Here is a 19089-nt window from a genome sequence, read left to right as displayed (position 1 = left end):
TTTCTCCAGGGATTCAGAACACGCCCGTCGAGAACGGGTTTTTGCTCGGGATGGCGGGAAAGCCGCCGTAGTTGTCGAGGTTGCCGAAGCGCGACTCGCACGTTGCCGTGCTGTGGTCGCAGCCGACCGTCAGCAGCACCTCGGTGCCGACTTCAATGGCCACGGGATAGAGCAACTCCACGCCGCCACCGTAGTCATTGAGGATCATGTGGCGGGCACCTTCCGGGGTTTGCAGCCAGCCACCGGCCAAGCCACCACTGACGCTGCCGGGCGTGCCACCGTCGAGATCGACGTTGCGGCCATTGCTGTTGCTCACAAAGGCGCTGGCAGAAATCGGTGAGGCACCACAGGCAGCCGAATACAGCACATGGGAACACTTGCGGCTGTAGAGCCGCCGCAACCCGATGCGCTTGAGACTGACTTGCGCCGACTCGCAGCGAACGCGAGCCACATCGTCAGCAACTTCGACGCCCAACACTCGGCCCATCCAGCGCGTGCCAGAGATCCACCAGTAGTCGCCCCAGGTATCGCGCCGTCCGATGCGCAGGGTGATCGAGGTGGTGTCGCCGGTCAGCGAGTTGGCGAGCAGGTGGCGCACCAAATCACAGTTCGGCGGCAGTTTCAGATCTAAGCCAACCTTCGCAGCTTCAGCACCCAGCGCCAGTTCGTTGCGTTCCAAGGCCAGGCTCTTGTAAAGATTGCCGTCGAGATAAACGTCGAATTCGTGCGGCGTCAGATAGAACTGCGCGCTGTTGCTGGCGAAGGCGTATAGCTCGACTTCCAGCAATGGGTTCTGGCTCATCGTGCTTACTCTCCCTCGTAGGTTTGACGGTCATTTCCGCGCGGTTCGGGCAACTGGCGCGCGGTCAAGGTGATCTCCAGCAGCGTCGGGCTGTGCCAGTACAGATCGATGGCGTCGTGGTCGAGGCGGCAGCGCACGAGGCGAATGACGCGGCTGCCTGCGGGCACCCAGTCGTCGAGACCCGAGCGCAGCACCAGCACACCGCCTTGATCCAGATGGCAGGTCGCCGTCAGGGCGTACTGTCGATAGCCGTCTGGGTGCACGATCAAGGAGGCGGCGGGGCGATGCCAGAACGCGGAGATGTCTTTGCCATCCACGCGCAGGAAGCCATTTTCGGGATCGGCTTCGACGTTCACCCACAGGATCGGAGCCAAGCCATCGGGCAGCCAGAAGGCCTCCAGACGGCCTTGGGTGCGCCACAACCGCGCCCGCCAGATCTCGATTTCATCGAGTGAGCTGGCCAGATAGCGCCGCTGCAAAGTTGTCGTCGCCCACGGATCGTCCCGGCGCGCCCACGGATCTGCAGGCGAGAAGTCTTGGCGGGTGATCGTGGCCGCCGCGGCTGCTGTCGGATCGTCACGCCAGTTGCCATCTGGCCAGACCGGGATCTCGTCGAGCCATGGGTCATCGAGAACATCCTGGTCGGGCAGTGGCGCAGGTTGGATCTGTGTGGGGATGTTGCCGCCGACCATGCCAGGTACCCACTGCGTGAGATCCGCCGGATCGATGGCCTTGCCCCACACCAAGGGCATGATGGTGCTGCCCACGGCTGCGGCGCGTGCCAACGGTTCCATCAGCCACAGCAGAGCGCTTTCCACATCGCTGAGTTGGGCGATCTGCCATCCATCGGCGGCGATGATCAGCACCCAACGGCCATTGCTCTCTGTCTCCTGCCAGCCCTGCACTCCGTCGTAGGTCAGATGCACATTGGCCGAGAGTGGCCCGAACTGTCGCCCATCAGCTTCGGTCACATTGAGTGCCAGTGCGCCACGTTCGCAGGACTCGGTCAGGTGAACCGCGTACTGCGGCAGCGGCCACAGAGCCATTTGACCAAGATGATCGGCCAGCCAGTCGGCCACCAGGGCATCGGTCTGCCGGGCGTTGCCCACCTTGTAGGTGAGCCAGCGCCGAGGAACGCGTCGGCGTGCCTGACGGGATTCGTTGCCACTGGCCAGCCGTGTGACGCTGGTCTGCCACTCCAGCCGTTCCACAAGGGGCTCCATCCAATCATGACGGAAGGCAAACACGCCGCGTTGCGCATCCGGCCAAGGCTGGTCGCCGAAGGCATCCATACCGGTGGCGACGATGGCGCTTGAGGCCGTATCCCGGCGCAACACTTCGACCAGAAAGATCGGCGCATCGATGGGTGGCCAGGGGCCCGCCAAGGATTCCGCCAGCAGGCTGGCCGTCAGATTGGGCGGCAGCGGAGCGACAGCTGTTTCCGGCGTGAAGCTGGCTGCGCTCGCCCCGAAGGTGGCGCGCGAGAGCACTTCACCCTGGAAGGCGGGCAGTTCGCTCCCCGGCCTCGGCTTGCTAGAAACCTCCGCAATGTCTTGAACGACGACACGCTCCGTCATGCCGACTCCAGGCCGAACTCAGCGGCATTGAAGGCGGCCTCCGTCCACTGCACGTTGCCGTTCGGATTGCGCTCGAACAGCGTGCTCTGCCACGCCAGTTGCTCCTGCAGGACGATGTCGGTGCTGACGGCGCTCTGCGCGCCACTGACCACGAGTCCTTTGACCTTGCCCAGCCCCGCGTCGGTCTTGCGCGCCAGCATGGTCAGTTGCACACCGTAGATGGCGGGCGTGGCCATTACCGGCAGCGGCTCGACATCGAAGGACTGGCGCAGCCCCACGTTGGGCGCACTGATCGCTGTGGCTTCATCCTCGTCGCTGACGGCTTCCCAGGCAGCAGTGCCGACCGGACTGGGAGTCCACTGGTTCAGGCTGCCATCGGCCTGCGCTTGCAGAGCATCGACGCGCACATCGCCCAAGAAGGCGTTGTTGATCGTGCCGGTGGTGTCAGCGATGTAGAAGTCGTCGACGTCGATGGTCAGCGGGCACGACTGGCCCGGAACCGCACCTACGAATGCCGTGAGCAACTGGCCGCCGCCCTGAGTGGTGTTCTGCGCCGTCATCTGGATGGCCAGGATGCCGTTGATGCGCACCGACAGCACACCGTTGCTGGTGCCTTGCGTGACCTGCAGTTCGATGTAGTGCCAACCGCGTGCGGGAGCGCTCGCCACCGACACAGAGATCAGCTGGTCATAGCCATACTGCCAGCGATAGAGCTTGAGCCGACCGTCCTCGCCGATCTTGACGAGGTGTGCGACCTGCGAATTGGCATCGCGCACGCCAAGCAGCAAAGGTTCGGTGTAGGTGTTCTGGTACGACACCACGCGAATCGCCGCACCGACGATCAGACTGGTCTTGGTGGCATCAAGGTTCTTGACGTAACCGCCGCCCGAACCCTCTGGCAGACGCAGGGCATAAGAAGATGGACGGCGACCATTGATGCGCGTGGCCTGCGGTGACAGATACGCCGCCTTGCCGCGTGCCAGCCACGGATCGCCAAAGCTGTCCACGGCCTGCGGGTCGTAGTGATCGAAGCCGTCGATGAACAGTAGTGCCATTGGACTTTCCCCTGAAAATTCAGCCTTGCAGCGCCGCACGGATGGCCCGTGCATTGCGCCCGATGATGTTGACGATGACTTTTTCTCCGGCAGGCGACTGCAGATGGTCGTGGGTGACTCCCGGATCGACCGCATTGACGATGCGTACTGCCTGACTAACCTGCGGCTGCGCGGGCGGCACTTTCACCTCCGGTACCAGACCGCCCGCTGCGAAGGCCAGTTCGCCACCCTTGAAACGTGGGCCGGCCGACAAGCCGTTGAGCGAGTCGAGGAAGGCCACGCCGACTTGGCGCACGGCGGCCGCCCGCACCACGTACTCGCCTGCGGACAGACGCGCCGGGATCGAATCCGAGGTGGCGCTGCCCGGCCCGGAGACAAGGCCGCCTCCCGCGAACTTCTTGATTCCACCCAAGAGCGCCATCACAGCGGCGACCATGGCTACCATCGCGGCCACCGCGAGTGCCGGGCCAACGTAGGGAATGGAAGCCTGCGACGCCGCCGCCCCAGCTCCCGCCTTGGCCGCATCCATCGACACCACGGCGGTGGTTTCGGTGGTCTTTTGGGCGACCTTGGCGGCGCTGGCCGCCGCATCGACGGTCTGCTCCTGCTGGATGAAACCGAGCTTGAGCGCCAGCATCCGAGCCTGCATGGCGATCCACTGCTGAAACGGCTGGATCACGATCTGCTGCAGGAAGGCATCGGCCACCTGCTGAAAGATGCTCGCCAAGGCACTGCGCCAGGTCTGCGCGCCGGTGATCATCCCGTTGAGCGCACCACCAAAGCTCTCGCCGATGCGATTCCACAGCGGGGCCATTTCATCGACGGTGAGCTTGGTGCGATCCAGCTCGTTGCGCCACGCTTGCACGCGAATCACCGCATCCGGCCCGATGGCCTGCGCAGCTTGCTGCATGGTCGGCAACAGGCGCTCCATCTCGGTGGCTGATTGCTGTTGCAAGGCCACGATCTGCTGACGCGCCTGCGCTTCGGTTAGCAGCCCAGCCTGCTGCTGGGTCTGAATGGCCTCCTGCGCATTACGCAGACGCTCAGTGACTTGTCGCCACTGAGCTTCAAGCGCAGCCAGATTGGCCTGTGCAGTCTTCACATTGATCAGCCGATCAACGAGCGACACGCCGTCGGCATCGCTTTCTGCCGCCAGTCGCGCCCGTAGATCGCGGTAGCTGCGCTCAATGGCTGCTTGCCGGTCGGCATCCGTGGCGGTGCCGGTGATCTGGGCCAGTTCCTCACGCGCCTGCGCCAAGGCATCGGCCAGCTCACGCTCGGCTTGCGCTGCCTTGCGCGCATTGGCCTGCTCGATGTCCGTGCGCCGGTTGTTGAGCGTGATCAGGTCGGCTTCCGCCTTGGCGACCTCGGCCTTGGCTTTCAGTCGGTCGTTTTCCGATTTGCCCGTGGCGGCGACTTGCTGACTGCGGGCCAGCTCCTGCTGCTTGCGGGCAATCTCGGCATCGACCTCGCGCTGCTCTAGGGCAGTTTTCTGCGTGTAGTAATCGCGCACCGATACCAGACGGTCTTCGAGCGCAGCATCCAGCGCAGTTTGTTGCCGGTTCAGACCGTCCTTGAGCAGCGCGAACTCGGCGTCCAGCTGCGCTTTCATCAGCGTGGTCTGCGCGCCGGTCGTGTCCTGCGCTGGCTTGACGGCTTTGGGCTTGGTCAGGCGCTGAAGCAGTTCCGGATCGGCCTGGATCTTGGGTGCCTTGACCTCGATGGGCTTGGGGTCGAACAGGCTGTCACGAAAGGATGCCAGTTCATCCAGCCGTTTGACCAGATTGCCCTTGAGGTCGGCAATGATGGCCTTGGCCCCATCGGTATTGCCTTTGAGGGCTTCGACCGCCGCCGCCACACCGGCACCAATGGCCTCGCCCAAAGCGACGAAGGCCTTGCCAACGGTGGCGGCACCCAGTGCCAAGGTCTTGAGCACTAGCACCACGCCATCCAGGATCGCGCGCAGTGTGCCGCCTTGCTTGGCCGACTCGACCATGCCACCGGCCATATCGTTCAGGGCGGGCAGCAAGGACGCGATGATCTGGTTGCCGATGCTGGTGGTGGCCAGTTTCAGCTTGTCGAGGGCATCGTTGAAGTTGCCCGCCTGCGCCGCCGTTTCGCTGCTCATCTGCACGCCGAGCGCCTGCATCTCGGCAGCCAACTCGTTGATGCCGTCGCGCCCCTGATTCAGGAACGGGATCAGCTCGGCTCCCGACTTGCCGAACAGTTGCACTGCCAGCGCGGTTTTTTTCGCGCCGTCGGGCATGGCTTTGAAGCGTTCGGCCAGATCGAGCAGTACCTGATCGGTGGCACGCAGGGTGCCGTCCTGGCTCTTGAACTCGACACCGACGGCGGAGAATCCGCGAGCGGCATCTTCCGATCCGGTCGCAGCTTCCAGCATCGTGGTGGAGAGCTTGCGCAGACCCTTCTCGAACGATTCGCCCGAAACACCGGACTGCTCGGCTGCCGGTTTCCACACCGACAGGGTCTCGACGCTGACACCGACACGCTGCGACATCTCGTCCAGCGCGTCGCCAGTGTCGATGGCCGATTTCACCATCGCGGCCAGTCCCGCCACCGAAACTGCCACGCCGAGGTTGGCCAGCACGCCATTGACGCTCTTGGCCGTATCTGTGAGGCCACCCAGACCCCGCTTGATCGAGTCGAAGGCGGTCTTGGTCTGGTCGACGGCACTGATCAAGATTTGGGCACGATTGCTTGCCATCAGACTTTGTCCAGTTCTTGTTGAATCGCCCGCGCCAAGGCTGGCAAAGCACGCTGCACCCCACCCGCCAGATTCAGCCGCCGCTTGAGATCGACGCGCTTGACCAGTACGGCGATGGGAATCTCCTGACCGCGCTTGATCTGTTTCGCACCAGTACGACCGCGCTCGGCACGCTTGAAGCGGCCCAGCTGCCCGGCGTTCTCTTTGATGTTCTCGGCCATCAGCAGCACGCGACCGTTCTTCTCGATGAAGAAGGCATTGCCCGAACGCATCAGGCCGTCGATGACCGCCTTGAAGCGTTTGGGGCCGATGCGACCGGGCAGCAGCGGGATCAGCAGGTTGCCGCTCACCGTGCCGCCTTTTTCATGCAGACCGAGCCAAGGTATCTTGCTGCCCACCAGCAAGGCGGGCAGCTGCTCTGGCTTCTTGTCGAACACCTTCACGCCCATCGAGGAGATGAAACTGTTGCGCTTGACGGTGAAGGCACTGCGCATCTCGGATCGCGCCGCATCACGCACTTCACGCCCGCCCGATTGCATGCCCTTGGCGACAGCGGTGTGGATGGCGCGACGCCGCTCGGTGCTCCACGCCGCCAACTGGCGCGGGTCCAGCAAGCCGGTGGTGGTGAGCGAGAGACGCATGGGTCAGTCCTTGAGCAGATCGCGTTGCAGTTGTTCGATGCCACGCTTCTCGCCCTGGGCTGCCACCGCATGAATGCCGAGCAGCTGGGCAAGTTGCTGCCGTTCAATCTGTCCGTCGGCATCCAGAAAGGCTTGCGCCTGAGTGAGCGTGTAGGCCATCACGTCGCCAAGCCGGTGCCCGGCGCGGATCAGGCGGGCGACCGCACTGTCCCAGCTGAGATCGTCAGTGAGCGCAACGTCGGCGCGAGTCGCTGGGCCACGCCCTGAATCGCCGGGACGACGTGCGCCACGAAAAAATCCGCGTTCACCTCGAACACGGCGGCGGCCAGTTGTACGGCGTCCTCCAGCGACAGGTCGTTGATCCACGCGCGTTCACGCCGGGTGGTGATCGCCAGCAAATCCAACACGGCATCGCCGTGCCGTCCCAGCAGCGCCATCCAGTCCGGATCACTGGTGATTTCCTCGGCCAGCGGGCGCACCACGGCCAGCAGCCGTGGCAACTCACCCAGCCGGATCGGCGTCAGTTCCAGCGCGGTACCGGACAGCGTCACGACCACAGGCTCAGGGGGGAAGGTCTTGAAGCCGTCCATCACAGCAGCACCAGACGTCCGAACTGACCGAGATCACCACCGGCTGGCTTGGTCAGATCCGCCAGTACCTGGCCCGACAGCTCAAACTTCAGCAGTTCGTCCGTGATGATCGAGAGTTCCTTCGCCGGGTTGATGGCCACGCGGTAGAGGTCGATCACCACCTCGCGGTTGCCGTCGGCGGTGTTGAGCCCCTCAAAGCGAATCCAGCGCTCGGGCAAGGGCTGGGTGAACATCGCTGTGCTCTGCGCCGCGCCATAGGCGTAATCGACGGTGAACGGCTCGGTGTACGGGCCGCCCGACGTGGCATCGAGCACCACCAGTGAACCGTGCTTGGCATTGACGCTGTACTGGCTGGCCGGGAGCGTCTTGGGCGTGGCATCCGAGTCTTGGATCTGCACGGCGGACACGTTTTGCATGGCCAACGGATACAGACTGCCCGGCGTGACCGGGTTGGGCAGTAGTTCGCCAGTCACCGTACCGGGGGTGATCGTGGTCGTGGTGCCATAGAGCGCGAGCGCCAAGTTGGTGGCGATCAGCTCTTCCAACGTGCAGGCGAACTCGCCTTTCTTGGTCTTAATGAGTTGCAGGTCGGTCAAGCGCTGACCCGACTGTGCTTCCTGGTGCTCGATGGTGTCTACCGACAGCGACACCTTCAGCTCGGGCACGTTGCCAACGAAGGTCAGCCCAGCAGGGTTGCCGAGTTCATCACGTGCGCCGATGTAGACGCGGCCTTGTCCGGAAAAGTAAGCCATGGTCAGTCTCCTTGGGTGGTGGTGCCGGACGTGGCATCACGGCGGGCGGGTTTGGAATCAGTGGCGGGGGTGGCCGCTTTGGCCGTGCCTTGTGCGATCAGCCAACGGGCACTGGCGTCATTCAGGTCAATGCGATCGCCCACGGCGAGGCGCTTGCCTGCGTGGGTGTGGGGTTTAATCAGTTCGATTTGCATGGGTTCATCCTGTTTGGGTGAGGTCGATAGCGTGGGTGCGGTAACGGATCTCGTAACGGGCGGGCAGCGCGACGGCCCCGGCGTCGGCGTCGTCGAACTCCCATTCGCAGTCGATCTCGCGCACGGCGATGGCCAGACCGCCCAGATTCGGTTCGGCGAGCATTGCCGCGTGGGCCGCGACCAGCGCCTGGTCGGCGACGTCGAAGGCATCCGCACCGCGTGCCACCACGGAAAGCCGGACGATCAGCAGCCGGTCGACCAGGTGGTTGGCGTGGGCGGTGATGCTGTCGCCATCGACGAACAGCAGCAGCGCTGGACTGGCCTCGCGGGTGACCGGTACGGCAGGCATGCGTAGCACCGGTGTCGGGGCAATCGCAGATGCCAGGCGCGTGACGATCTCCCGCAAGACGCGCTCGCGGACGGAGTTCATGGGGAGTTCCTCAGAGTTGGGAGAGCGAGGCGCGACGCTCGGAGCCGTCGCCGATGGCGCGCACGTCGCGCACCTGATAGGTGTTGCCTGCCACCTCGACCGTGTCCCCGGCAGCCAGCGTCAGCCAGGACGCCGGGTAGTCGATCTGGTAGTCCCGCGACAGCGCAAAACCATCCAGCACGGTTTCGTCCGGAGCACGGAAGGCGCAGTGGACTGTGGTGCCCGCCACCGTGACGGCGGTCAGCAGTCCTGAACTGCGGGCTGCCTCGTACAACGTCGCGACATCCATCAGGCAGCAACGAGCTTGATCAGCACGCCAGGGCGATGGCACATCGGCAGCGGGTTGCTCTGCGTGTGCAGATCGGTGCCCCGGTCGAACTTGCGTGGCTCCTGCTTGGCATACAGCGGCTGGCCGATGGTGTTCACGGTCTCGTTGAAGTCCGCTGGCGCGAAGTAGGTCGCGAAGGTATCCACCGTGCCGACCGGGAAGGCATGGGCTTCCCCTGCGGCAATGAAGCGGCGCGACCCCAGCGTGCCGTCGGCCTGCACAAAGGAAGCCTGGCCACGGTATTCCTCGAAGGTGATGCCGCTGTAGCTAAAGCCCGAGCGCATGTCGTTGATCAGCACTGCGCCCTGCTGCCAGTTCTGGTAGGCGGTCTTGACCTCCTTGTGGGTGGTCAGTGCCCGGAAGAACTCGGTCGAGCACAGCACATGCACGCCGGTCGAGAACTCGCCAGTGAGCCCATCTTCCATGAGGCCCAGCAACTCGAGGCAGGCAGTCTTGATTTGCCCGTTGTCGGCCGCCGTCGAAAACTCGAAGGACACCGATTGCGCAGTGATGTCGAACTCGTCGAACAGATCGACGAGCTCACTGCCATCAGCGTCGAGGATCTTGCCTTTGAGCGCACCCATGCGCAGATGCTCCAGAGTGATCGCGTGCTTGTTGCGCATGGTCTCCAGATGGCGGGCCATGACACCGCCGATGGCTTCCATTTCGGTTTCGGAACCGAAGGCGCGCAGTCCTTGCACTTCCTCGGGCAGCACCACGTCGTCGTGGGGGATGTGCGGGATCACGAAGGAGCGCAGGTTGCGCTTGCCACGTTCTCCCACTGTGCCGGGCGAACCGGGCGCGCGGGTGGGCAGCAGGTTCAGACGACCGGCGTACTCCTCAACGAGGATCTGCCGGGTGCGCACCGGCTTGGCCGGGAACAGGTTGAGTTGCTCCAGCCGCCCATAGCGGTTGGGCAGGAGGTTGATGGCGGCCGTCAGGCTTGCCATCGAGAAACCGGGGTTTTCAAAAGGGTTCTGCATTTGGGATCTCCAGAAATGACGAAACCCGCCAGCGGCGGGTTTTGGGGGGAGTGAAACGGAGCGTTGGAAGTGGGTCAGGCGCTATCGCGGGCCAGGACTCCACGTTCCGCGAGTTGCTTGATGGCAGCCACTTTGTGCGCAGTGCTGATGCCGGTCGGCCAGATCAATGCGCCGCGCGCGACGATGGCGTGGCGGGCGATCAGGATCGCGTCCTCACGGTCAATCAGCGTCGCATCGACGTCATTTCCGAGCACGCCAACGGCGGTTTCCGTGCCGTCCGAGGCGCTCGGGTCAAGGGCCTTGAGCTTGGCGGTAGCCGTTTCGCGGCCCACCACGGTACCCAGCGACAGGTTCTGCGCGGCCGCAACGGTGTCCTGGTCACGCGAGTAGAGATTCGGCGCTTCGTACTTCAACAGGTCGCCGAGATTCTTGGGTTGAGAGACAGTGGGCATGGCTTACTCCTTGGCGGTGAGTTTCTTGACGGCAGCGACCACCGGACTGTTTTCAGGGTGCTGGCTGGTTCCTGCCTCGGCGGTGATACGCGAGGCGATTTCGGGTTGGTCGGCACGGGCGTCGAGCAAGGCGCGGCGCACCTGCGCTTCCGAGACGCCTGCCGCGAGGAATTCCGCCGTGCGTTGGGATTGGCCCGCGATCAGGCACATCTCTGCAATGGCCTGAGCTTGGCCGCGCCCGCTGGCGAAGGACTGCGCCAGTGCGGCTTGGGCGGCAGGCGTCGATTGCGGATCGCTGTCGGTCTGCGACTGGTCGCCCTGTGGGTCGGTCTCGGCCGGATCGCTCGGGTTTTCGTGGTCGTCTTTGGGGTCGGTCATGGTGTTCTCCAGGGTGAAAGGTTTGCTTCGGGGCGGGTTTGAAATGGATTGAGTGGACAGGCTTCGCGGCGAGGCGCGGGCCACGCCAGGCTGCGCCAACCGCTGCTTGGCAGCCAACGCGTCGGTGAACTCGGTCATCACCGCATCAAACGGCATCACCGCGTCGGCGAGGCCCGCTGCCACCGCCTGCTCGCCATAGAACAGCCCCGCCTCGGTGGCGCGCACGGCATCCGGATCGATTCCGCGCATCTGTCCGACCTGATTCACGAAGATGTCGTACAGGCGATCCACCTCAGTCTGCAACGCGGTGGTGGCCTGGGGGGTGAGTGGCTCGTGCGGGGAGAAATCGTTCTTGTGACTGCCCGCGAAGACAGCGGTGTAGTTCAGGCCGTCCTTGGCGTCCTTCACCGACTGGTCGACGTGCAGCGCGATCACGCCAATCGACCCGACGCCAGCGGTCTGCGACAGCGTCAGGCGCTGGCAGGCAGCCGCGATGGCAAAAGCCGCCGAGTACGCGGCATCGTTGGCGTGCGCCCAGATCGGCTTGATGGTGCTGGCAGCGCGGATGCGCTCGGCCAACTCAAACACACCCGAGGCCTCGCCGCCGGGCGAGTCCAGATCGAGCAGGATGCCCGCCACCTGTGGGTCGGCCAGCGCGGCGTCCAGTCGGGCTTCGATCTCGCCGTAGGACATCAGGCCAGAGGCGGCTTCGATACCCATCGAACGTCTGACCAGCGTGCCGACCACCGGGATGACGGCAATGCCAGCCTGAGCCGATGTGGCGTTCTGGCGCGGCATGGGCAGCGGCATCGCCATGTCCAGATCCGGCAAGCCGATGCGGGAACCCAGCACGGAGAGGATCACGTCGAGTTTGGGTCGCGCAATAAGGAGCGGCGTCCCGTAGAGGCGGGACGCCAGATGAACGAGTTGCATGTCAGTTGTCCTGTTGGTCTTGCGGCACGGCCACCGTGGCGGCCGCATTTATGTGAGCACCCGATGCCGATGGTTGGGGCGCTTTGTCGTGGCGCGGGTCGGAGTCAAAGACCAGACCGAGCTCATCGGCACGCTGGTTGTCGGCGGCGATCTCGCGGTCGATGTCCTCGGCGTCGTAGCCAAAGGCCGAGATGGCTTCCGAGCGAGACAGCAGCCCGGCGCGAATGGCGGTCAGCATCGCGTCGAATTCCTTCTTGGGATCGACCCACTGCCAACCCTGTGGAATCCATTTGGCCGCGAAGTAGTCGCGCTTCTTCTCTGTGAACTGCGGCAGCGCCAGTGCGCCTTCAAGTAGCGCCTGCTCCATCCAGGCACGCCAGATCGGGCGGCACAGCTGGTGGACGATCACGCCGTGCTGGATGGCCTCACAGCGGCGGCGAAACTCCAGCAGCCCGGCCCGGATCGACGAGTAGTTCACTTGCGTCAGATCGCCGGTCAGCATCTCGTAGGTGATGCCCATCGCCGCTGCCACCGCCCGGAACTGCATGCGCAGGAATTCAGCGTAGCTCGCGCCAACGTCGGCAGGCTGACTGAACTTCACGTCCTCGCCGGGCTCCAGGATCTGCATCGTGCCCGGCTCCAGCCCGGCCAATGCCGCTCCGCTGGCATCCGGCAAGCCTTCACCCATCAGGTTGTCCTCGGGGGACAGGCGCGTGATGAAGCCCGCGAACATCGCGGCGGTTTTCTTGCGCACGAGCTCGGCGTCGTCGTACTGGTCGAGTTCGTTGAGCTTGACCAGTGCGCGCGCCAGCCACGGTTCGCCCCGGATCTGTCCGGGTCGCAAGGGACGAAACAGGTGGATGATTTCGTTAGCCGGGACACGCACTGTGTCGAGACCGCCTACCACGCCACCAGTGCCCGACATCGGAGCCAGTGAGCCATCACCCGGGTGTGAGCGATACAGGTGGTAAGCCACCCGCCGTCCGAGCTTGTCGAATTCGATGCCCGCACGGATCACATTTCCCGAAGCCAATTCCTGATTCAGCGTGGCTGGCAGGTGTTCGGGTTCGAGCAACTGCAGTTGCAGGCCCACCGGCAGGCCATCCTCCGGGCGGCGATAGCGCAGCCGCACCAGGCATTCCCCGCCTTCGAGCATGGCGCGACAGGCCAAGGCCTGCAGTCCGTAGAAATCGGTCAGTCCGGCGGCATCGGCCTCCTCGCACCAGTCCCACCACAGGCTATGAATGGCTTCTCGCAGGGGCTGATCGGCCAGCATGCTCTGCGGCTTGATGCCGGTGCCAATGGCGTTCGAGACAAAGGCTTCAACGCCTGCCGCTGCCCAGGCATTGCGCCGTACAAGATCGCGGCTCTTGGCGCGCAATTCGTTCTGGGTGAACGCCAGTGCTGCGACTGCGCCTGGATTGCCGACCTGCCACGCCAATGCGCGACGGCCGCCACCGATACCGTCATAGAACGGGGTGCCGCCAAGCAGACTCATGCCGACGCGTCTACGCATTCGGTCAAACCATTGCATGTTCAGAACCCTTTGCCGGTGGTGACCCGGATCTGGCGTGGCGCACCGGGCCACAGCCCGGTATCCACGGCCTGCTCGAAGAGGTCGCGCTTGACCGCCCCAATGGCGGCCTGGAGTTCATCGACGCTGCGGTACTCGACGGTCTTGTCGCCAAAGGTCACGCGCTTTTCGCCCTTGACCAGCGCCGCTTCCAGTGCGTCGAGGTGTGCTTGTGTGTAGGCCATCAACGGAACACCGTAAGGTTGATTTCGGAGGAGTCGTCGAACGATGCGGACGTGGTGGCGCAACTGACGTCGACGTACTGGGCTGTCTTCTGGTCGGTGCTGGATCGCACGATGGCAATGCGCTGCGTGCCGCTGTTGGTGCTGCTGCGGGCAAGCGCCGTCCAGCAATAGTTGGCGTCGGGCATGGCAACGGCGAAGGTCACGCGGTAGCGGCCCGCCGCCGTCCGGGTCACGCTGGCCACGTTGTGCGATGCGCGCACGACGACCTGCGTGCCGACATAGCCGAAACACACCCACGCCCGGGCCACGCCGGGGTGAGTGGCGTCGATCTTGGTCTTGACCTCGAGCCCGACACGACTGGCCAGCGCACTGATGCGCGATGCGAGGCTCATCAGACCAGCGCACCCACAAAGACCGCGACGAAGTCAGTCTCGGTGTTGCCGACATCACTGGCCGCGACGGCACCGATGTTGCTGCGTGCCTGAAGTTGCTCGGCCACGGTCAGCGACTGCGCCGCATCGAAGCGCACACGGTTGTTGACGGCGGCGAGCAGCGCATCCAGGCCACTGGTGCCGTTCTGCAGCAGTTGCTGGATTTCCACCAGCGTGTCGTAGGCGGCATCGGCACCGCCCAAGATTTCGGTCTTGAGCGCATCGAGCAGCGAGACGATCTTGTTGGACGAGTACGTGGTCGTGGCCGCGACGTGCGCATCGTCGATCACCGCCGACGACACCACGGCGGCTTTCAGTTCGTTGATGGCCGCGACCAGATTTGACTTGTCGGTGGTGGTGAGGTTGGCCAGGTTGCCTGCCTTGGCGCGGACGTCGTTGAATTCCTGCGCGACGCGGATGACCAGGCTTTCGATACGGGTAGCAAGACTCATGTTTTCTCCTTGAGGTGTCAGGACAGCCAGCGGCTTTTGATCACGCGCCGACCGGTGTTACGGTTGCCAGAAACAGCGAGGCCACCGCGTTGGGTGGCCTCGTTGATCGATTCGGTAGGTGTTTCAAGGGCTGGCGGACTGGCCAGCCCCAGTTGTCGCTCCAATTCCCGCCAGTGACGTTCCTCGAAGCGATCCAGACCCGCCGCCGATGCAGCCGCGCGGGCGTAGACGTAGCAGTCGAGCGCCTCATTGCGCTCACGCATCTTTTGCCACTCACGCACAGGGAAGCCGTTGCGGTCGCGGCGGGTGATCAGTTGTTCCGCGCAGAGTTGCTGGATGAACTCAGCGTCGATCTTGGGCAGATGGACGAACCCGGCCGGGAACACCGTGGTCAATCCGTCCTCGCCAACATCTGCGCTCTTGCGCAGGTTGTTGTAGAACTCGAGCTTGGCGATGCTGACCGCCACCGTGTACACCTTGATGCCCCGGCGCAGCTTCTTGCCACCCTGCGAGACATCGATGGCGGTCGGCGTGCCGATCAAGGCTGCACCGCGAGGCACCCCCTTGACCGCCATCACACGCGAATCGCGGCAGGCCCTCACAAAGGCGTAGGCCTCCTGCGTGGCAAACCCGGTATCCAAGGCAAAGCGCACCAGCGGCATCGCCGCGCCCGAGGCATGTGTCCATGTTTCGGCCAGCATTTCAGCGAGGCTCTTCCACACCGCGTCGCGGGCGGTGTCACCCATCAGCACGCGGTGCTCAACCAGCCAGGACTCCTTACCGCGCCCAAAGGCCCAGACCGACGCCTCGATGCGATCTTTCTGCACGTCGGCCGCGCCGACCAAGAGCAGACCACCTTGCGGCACCGTACCGACGCGGTAGTCCTCGCGGCGTTCGACCAGTCGTTGCCAGTCCGGCGCTTCGCCTTCCTCGACCCAGGTTTCGCCTAGCTCGGTGTTCTTGAAGGTCTTGATGGCGGCGGCCGATCCCGACTCTTTACTGACGGCGGCTTCCCACGCAGCGGCGATCTCCCGCCACGAACGCCAGCCCACCGGGCTGTACAGCGACGACAGGTGGAAGCCTGCCGTCTTACCCGCGCCATCTGTGATCATCGCGCGCCACTCGCCGTGCTCCAGCATCCACGTCTTGTGGTGCTCGGCAATGGCGGTGTCACATGACTCGCAGATGTAGGCGGCGGTCTCCGGTTGCCCTTTGTCCCAACGCAGCTGCTCGAAACGCAGCCACTGACGGTGGGAGCAATGCGGACACGGCACAAAGTAGCGACGTTGGTCACTGGCCTCGTACTCGCGCTCGATAGCCGATGCCCCTGAGATCGTCGGCGTCGAGACGATGAAGATCTTGCGCCGCGCGAACGTGCGTGTACGGGCTTCGGCCAGCGAGATCGCATCGCCTTCACCCTCGACGTCCAACGGATAGCCGTCGACCTCGTCGAGGAACAGATACCGCACCGGCATCGAGCGCAGCCCGACGGCGCTGTTGGCCCCGGTCATCACCAGCACGCCACCCCGGAACTCCTTGGCCAGGATGGTGTTGCCGGAATCCCGGCTGCGCGCCGGTGCAATCAGTTCAGCCAGTGCGGACGACTCCTCGATCAGCGGATCGATCCGCTGCTTGGAGTTGCGCTTGGCCATCTCCACTGTCGGCCACACCGCCATCATTGGCCCGGGTGCGTGATGGATCACATAGCCGATCCAGTTCGATCCCATCTCGGTCGCGCCAAGCTGTGCCGCCTTCATGAACACCACGCGCTCGACCGGCGAGGTCGGCGACAGGCAGTCCATGATTGCTTTCAGGTACGGCGTGCGACTGGTACGCCAGCGCCCGGGTTCGGCAGATGCCTTGCTGGAGAGCATCCGATGGCGATCCGACCATTCGGACACGGTGAGCAGCGGGTCGGGAGTCAGTCCTTCGCGCCACGCGCGTTCAATCTCGGCAGCGCCTTCGTAGTCCATGTACATCAATCCACCCTCGGGCGCATCTCGCCCAGTTCCTGCAGGTGCTCACGCACCGCCGCCTCCAAGGAGATGTGCATCGTGTGAGGATCGACGCCGAGCTTGGCTGCCATCTGTGCCGAGATGCGTGCGGGCCAGTTGAGCCAGGCATCGCGTTCGGATCGCGCCAGCTTGAAGACATGGGCGATGGCCTGCGGCCGATCCACCAGCTCGCCCTTGAGTCGGGCCAGACGCACCTTGTTGGTTTGCGCCTTGACCACTTCGTTGACCGTCCGCGCTTGCAACAAGGACGTGCCACCTGCTGCGGATGTTGCCAATGAGGCTGCTTGCCCGTCTCCTGTGGCCCCGCTGGATTCCTGGACGGCGACCTTGACCGCGCGGGTGGCCGTGCCATTGCGCGGTGCATCGGAATTGCGCGCCCACTCGCGGTCGACGCGCTCGGCATCAATCGTTCCGTCTGCCTCTGGCGTGATCCGCCCAGCAGCGATGGCCTTGCGCACCGCTGCATCGGACACCCCTCGGTGGCGTGCGTAGGCACGAATCGAAATACCCATATTTCCCCTTCGGGGCACCTTCAATCATTTGTTCGTCATTCCTTCGGATTGAGCTTGGCTTCCATCTGGAACAGCGCGTTCATACGTTCGTCATCAACACCATGAAAGGACACGGACATGAGCAAGCTCGAACAACTCCTGACCCAGATCGCGCAAAACAAGCTGGGCATCGAAACCCTGGAAACCCGCCGCTCGGACAGCCTCGATTTCCACGATGTAGCGGTCTGGTGCCTACGCGATGCGCTTGAAGCCGCCTTCAACGCGGGTCTCGAGCAGGGGCGCAATGCCAACCCGTCAGACAAGGCCAACACCTGATTGCGAAGCGAAGAAGCCAAGCAGAAAGCGCTTGGCTTCACTTGAGAACAGCGCGTTCATCACATCACCGTCCACCACATCGAAGGAGCAAAACATGACCACCACCCAACTGACCCCTGCCCAGCACGCGATCCTGGCCCACGCGGTTGAACACACCAGCGGCAAGATCGACTGGTTCCCCGACAACATCAAAGGCGGCGCACGCAAGAAGGTGCTCGACGGACTTTTCAACCGCGCACTGATCACCACCGACGGCACCGACTGGTTTGTCGCAGCGGAGGGCTACGACGCCCTGGGCATTCCGCGTCCCGACGGGAACAGGAAGGGCATCGGTCAGTTCGAAGCCAATCTCGACCGGATCATCGCCAACGCTGAAGGCGCGCCTGCGGCCGCGAGCGATCCCGAACTGGAAGCTGCCGTAACCGCCGCCGAAGCCACGTGGGTCAAGCCGCGCACTCGCGAGAACAGCAAGCAAGCCGAAGTGATCCGGATGCTGCAACGCCCCGAGGGCGCAACCATCGGCCAGATCTGCACCGCCACCGGTTGGCAGGCGCACACGGTGCGCGGCACCTTCGCCGGGGCCTTCAAGAAAAAGCTCGGCCTGACCATCGTCTCGGACAAGCCGCAGGGTGGCGAGCGGATCTACCGCATCGCCTGAAAGCGAGCACAGCGAGTTTCGGCGAAGCCAAAAAGATGGCGAGAGGAGCCATGAATAGCTTGGCTTCTCTCCCCACCAGCGCGTTCATACAGGTGTCGTGATTGACGACGCCACACCAGGAGAACCGCCATGAGCACCATGACCATCACCATCGAACGCACCCCACGCACTCTGCAGTTCGCAGGCCAAAGCCTCCAGGTCGAAGAGTTGAGCATCCGCCTGCCGTTTGCACGCAAACCTGCCGACCTCGGCGAACTGGGCGGTTGCGACCAGCACAAGGTCTACGTCACCGAGACCAAGGAGTTCACCCCTGCCGAATTCGACGCCTTTGGGCGCAGCCTGCTGGTGTCACGCGACTGGCTGCGTGGCAAGGGTGGCGGCACTGGCGACGGCTACCTCTGCGTCGAGGTCACTGCTCCCGGACGCCCTTACCTCTACGTCAATCCCGAGGGCGGTGATTACGCCCGCTACGTAGCCAGTCTCGGGTAAGCGAAATTGATCGAGAAAGAAGCCAGGAACAGCTTGGCTTCTCAATCGAACAGCGCGTTACTACAGGTGTCGCAACGATCAACCCGGAGAAGACACCATGACCACCAACCAGATCCCCACCACCCAGAACGAAGCCTGGGGTTTTTGGGGCACGATGAACGAACACGCCAGCGCCGCATGGCCCCTGGCCATGAACGCCATTTCGGACGCCACCCACCAGCCCCTCGAATCGGTGCGGACCTTCCTCGACAGTCGCCACGGACGCCACTTTGCCGACGACGTCCAGAACGGCTTGTACCAAGGCCAAGCCTTGCAGGATGCGATCAAGGCCGCCACCCAACGTTGGATGGGCTGGACGATTGGCCGCCAGACCAGCAAGCAGTACGGCATCCCGCGCGGCCTGCCTTACCTGACAGGCTTTGTGATCCACTGCGAAATCTGCGAAGAGATGGCTGCCTAATGACAACGCCCGCCACCGAACGGGAGCAGGCGCTGCGTTGGCTGATTGCCAACCGGCGTCCAGACGTCTCCATCGAGCAGGCTGTGCGCGTCATGTGCATGGCACTGCCGCGCGATCTCACTACCCTGCAAATCCTGCGGCGCATCGCCGAGGAAGAAG

The 19089-nt window shown here is 63.9% G+C and carries 24 protein-coding genes; 4 read left to right on the top strand and 20 right to left on the bottom strand.

What is annotated here, in order from left to right:
- Positions 1–13 precede the first annotated feature (13 nt).
- The 20 genes from ACJ7VY_RS06955 to ACJ7VY_RS06860 form a co-directional block, all read right to left on the bottom strand.
- Positions 14–802 carry a DUF2163 domain-containing protein gene (locus ACJ7VY_RS06955; protein ID WP_409476645.1) on the bottom strand — a complete coding sequence of 263 codons (789 nt, stop codon included), beginning with the start codon at positions 800–802 and terminating at the stop codon, positions 14–16.
- Positions 803–807: 5 nt separating this feature from the next.
- A complete protein-coding gene (locus ACJ7VY_RS06950) occupies positions 808–2379 on the bottom strand; it encodes a hypothetical protein (protein WP_409476644.1) in 1572 nt (523 codons plus the stop codon).
- A complete protein-coding gene (locus ACJ7VY_RS06945) occupies positions 2376–3434 on the bottom strand; it encodes a hypothetical protein (protein ID WP_409476643.1) in 1059 nt (352 codons plus the stop codon). Before ACJ7VY_RS06945 ends, ACJ7VY_RS06950 begins: the two co-directional genes overlap by 4 nt.
- A gap of 19 nt (positions 3435–3453) precedes the next feature.
- Complete coding sequence (locus tag ACJ7VY_RS06940) at positions 3454–6159, bottom strand: phage tail protein (RefSeq protein WP_409476642.1); 2706 nt, start codon at positions 6157–6159, stop codon at positions 3454–3456.
- Positions 6159–6800 (bottom strand): DUF6441 family protein, encoded by a 642-nt coding sequence (locus ACJ7VY_RS06935; RefSeq protein WP_197579690.1) that lies wholly within the window; start codon positions 6798–6800, stop codon positions 6159–6161. Before ACJ7VY_RS06935 ends, ACJ7VY_RS06940 begins: the two co-directional genes overlap by 1 nt.
- A gap of 3 nt (positions 6801–6803) precedes the next feature.
- Entirely contained in the window at positions 6804–6959 is a 156-nt protein-coding gene (locus ACJ7VY_RS06930; protein WP_009521710.1) for a hypothetical protein, read from the bottom strand.
- A gap of 29 nt (positions 6960–6988) precedes the next feature.
- Complete coding sequence (locus tag ACJ7VY_RS06925; RefSeq protein WP_409476641.1) at positions 6989–7390, bottom strand: hypothetical protein; 402 nt, start codon at positions 7388–7390, stop codon at positions 6989–6991.
- Positions 7390–8142, bottom strand: coding sequence for a hypothetical protein (locus tag ACJ7VY_RS06920; protein WP_409476640.1), 753 nt, complete (start codon positions 8140–8142; stop codon positions 7390–7392). The genes ACJ7VY_RS06925 and ACJ7VY_RS06920 overlap by 1 nt, the downstream gene beginning before the upstream one ends.
- 2 nt (positions 8143–8144) lie before the next feature.
- Positions 8145–8336: a hypothetical protein gene (locus tag ACJ7VY_RS06915; RefSeq protein ID WP_409476639.1), complete on the bottom strand. Its 192-nt coding sequence runs from the start codon at positions 8334–8336 to the stop codon at positions 8145–8147.
- A gap of 4 nt (positions 8337–8340) precedes the next feature.
- Complete coding sequence (locus tag ACJ7VY_RS06910; protein ID WP_409476638.1) at positions 8341–8766, bottom strand: hypothetical protein; 426 nt, start codon at positions 8764–8766, stop codon at positions 8341–8343.
- Between the two features lie 10 nt (positions 8767–8776).
- Positions 8777–9055: a hypothetical protein gene (locus ACJ7VY_RS06905; protein WP_409476637.1), complete on the bottom strand. Its 279-nt coding sequence runs from the start codon at positions 9053–9055 to the stop codon at positions 8777–8779.
- The gene (locus ACJ7VY_RS06900; RefSeq protein ID WP_409476636.1) at positions 9055–10077 is read right to left on the bottom strand and encodes a major capsid protein; all 1023 of its coding nucleotides are present in this window, start codon (positions 10075–10077) and stop codon (positions 9055–9057) included. Before ACJ7VY_RS06900 ends, ACJ7VY_RS06905 begins: the two co-directional genes overlap by 1 nt.
- Before the next feature lie 74 nt (positions 10078–10151).
- On the bottom strand, positions 10152–10529 hold the full coding sequence (locus ACJ7VY_RS06895) for a head decoration protein (RefSeq protein ID WP_409476635.1): 378 nt from the start codon (positions 10527–10529) through the stop codon (positions 10152–10154).
- 3 nt (positions 10530–10532) lie between these two features.
- Entirely contained in the window at positions 10533–11840 is a 1308-nt protein-coding gene (locus ACJ7VY_RS06890; protein WP_409476634.1) for a S49 family peptidase, read from the bottom strand.
- Position 11841: 1 nt separating this feature from the next.
- Positions 11842–13338: a phage portal protein gene (locus ACJ7VY_RS06885; protein WP_409476633.1), complete on the bottom strand. Its 1497-nt coding sequence runs from the start codon at positions 13336–13338 to the stop codon at positions 11842–11844.
- A gap of 38 nt (positions 13339–13376) precedes the next feature.
- Complete coding sequence (locus tag ACJ7VY_RS06880) at positions 13377–13598, bottom strand: phage head-tail joining protein (protein ID WP_263125899.1); 222 nt, start codon at positions 13596–13598, stop codon at positions 13377–13379.
- On the bottom strand, positions 13598–13990 hold the full coding sequence (locus ACJ7VY_RS06875; protein ID WP_239901144.1) for a hypothetical protein: 393 nt from the start codon (positions 13988–13990) through the stop codon (positions 13598–13600). Before ACJ7VY_RS06875 ends, ACJ7VY_RS06880 begins: the two co-directional genes overlap by 1 nt.
- A complete protein-coding gene (locus ACJ7VY_RS06870; protein WP_409476632.1) occupies positions 13990–14481 on the bottom strand; it encodes a hypothetical protein in 492 nt (163 codons plus the stop codon). The genes ACJ7VY_RS06875 and ACJ7VY_RS06870 overlap by 1 nt, the downstream gene beginning before the upstream one ends.
- Before the next feature lie 17 nt (positions 14482–14498).
- Positions 14499–16454: a phage terminase large subunit family protein gene (locus tag ACJ7VY_RS06865; protein WP_239901145.1), complete on the bottom strand. Its 1956-nt coding sequence runs from the start codon at positions 16452–16454 to the stop codon at positions 14499–14501.
- A 5-nt stretch (positions 16455–16459) separates the two neighbouring features.
- Entirely contained in the window at positions 16460–17008 is a 549-nt protein-coding gene (locus ACJ7VY_RS06860) for an elements of external origin (RefSeq protein WP_409476631.1), read from the bottom strand.
- 117 nt (positions 17009–17125) lie between these two features.
- Here ACJ7VY_RS06860 and ACJ7VY_RS06855 point away from each other — a divergent pair, with 117 nt between their 5' ends.
- The 4 genes from ACJ7VY_RS06855 (at position 17126) to ACJ7VY_RS06840 (ending at position 18930) form a co-directional block, all read left to right on the top strand.
- Positions 17126–17323 carry a DUF6900 domain-containing protein gene (locus ACJ7VY_RS06855; RefSeq protein WP_055451284.1) on the top strand — a complete coding sequence of 66 codons (198 nt, stop codon included), beginning with the start codon at positions 17126–17128 and terminating at the stop codon, positions 17321–17323.
- A 94-nt stretch (positions 17324–17417) separates the two neighbouring features.
- Complete coding sequence (locus tag ACJ7VY_RS06850; RefSeq protein WP_409476630.1) at positions 17418–17981, top strand: DUF3489 domain-containing protein; 564 nt, start codon at positions 17418–17420, stop codon at positions 17979–17981.
- A 129-nt stretch (positions 17982–18110) separates the two neighbouring features.
- Positions 18111–18470, top strand: a complete 360-nt coding sequence (locus ACJ7VY_RS06845) for a hypothetical protein (RefSeq protein WP_409476629.1) — start codon at positions 18111–18113, stop codon at positions 18468–18470.
- Between the two features lie 97 nt (positions 18471–18567).
- Positions 18568–18930 carry a hypothetical protein gene (locus tag ACJ7VY_RS06840; protein ID WP_409476628.1) on the top strand — a complete coding sequence of 121 codons (363 nt, stop codon included), beginning with the start codon at positions 18568–18570 and terminating at the stop codon, positions 18928–18930.
- Positions 18931–19089 lie beyond the last annotated feature (159 nt).

Source organism: Stenotrophomonas sp. Y-13 (genome assembly GCF_046267925.1).
Taxonomy (GTDB): domain Bacteria; phylum Pseudomonadota; class Gammaproteobacteria; order Xanthomonadales; family Xanthomonadaceae; genus Stenotrophomonas; species Stenotrophomonas acidaminiphila_A.
The sequence above is the reverse complement of the archived record's forward strand: the minus strand, read 5'-3'. Positions and strand labels throughout refer to the sequence as shown.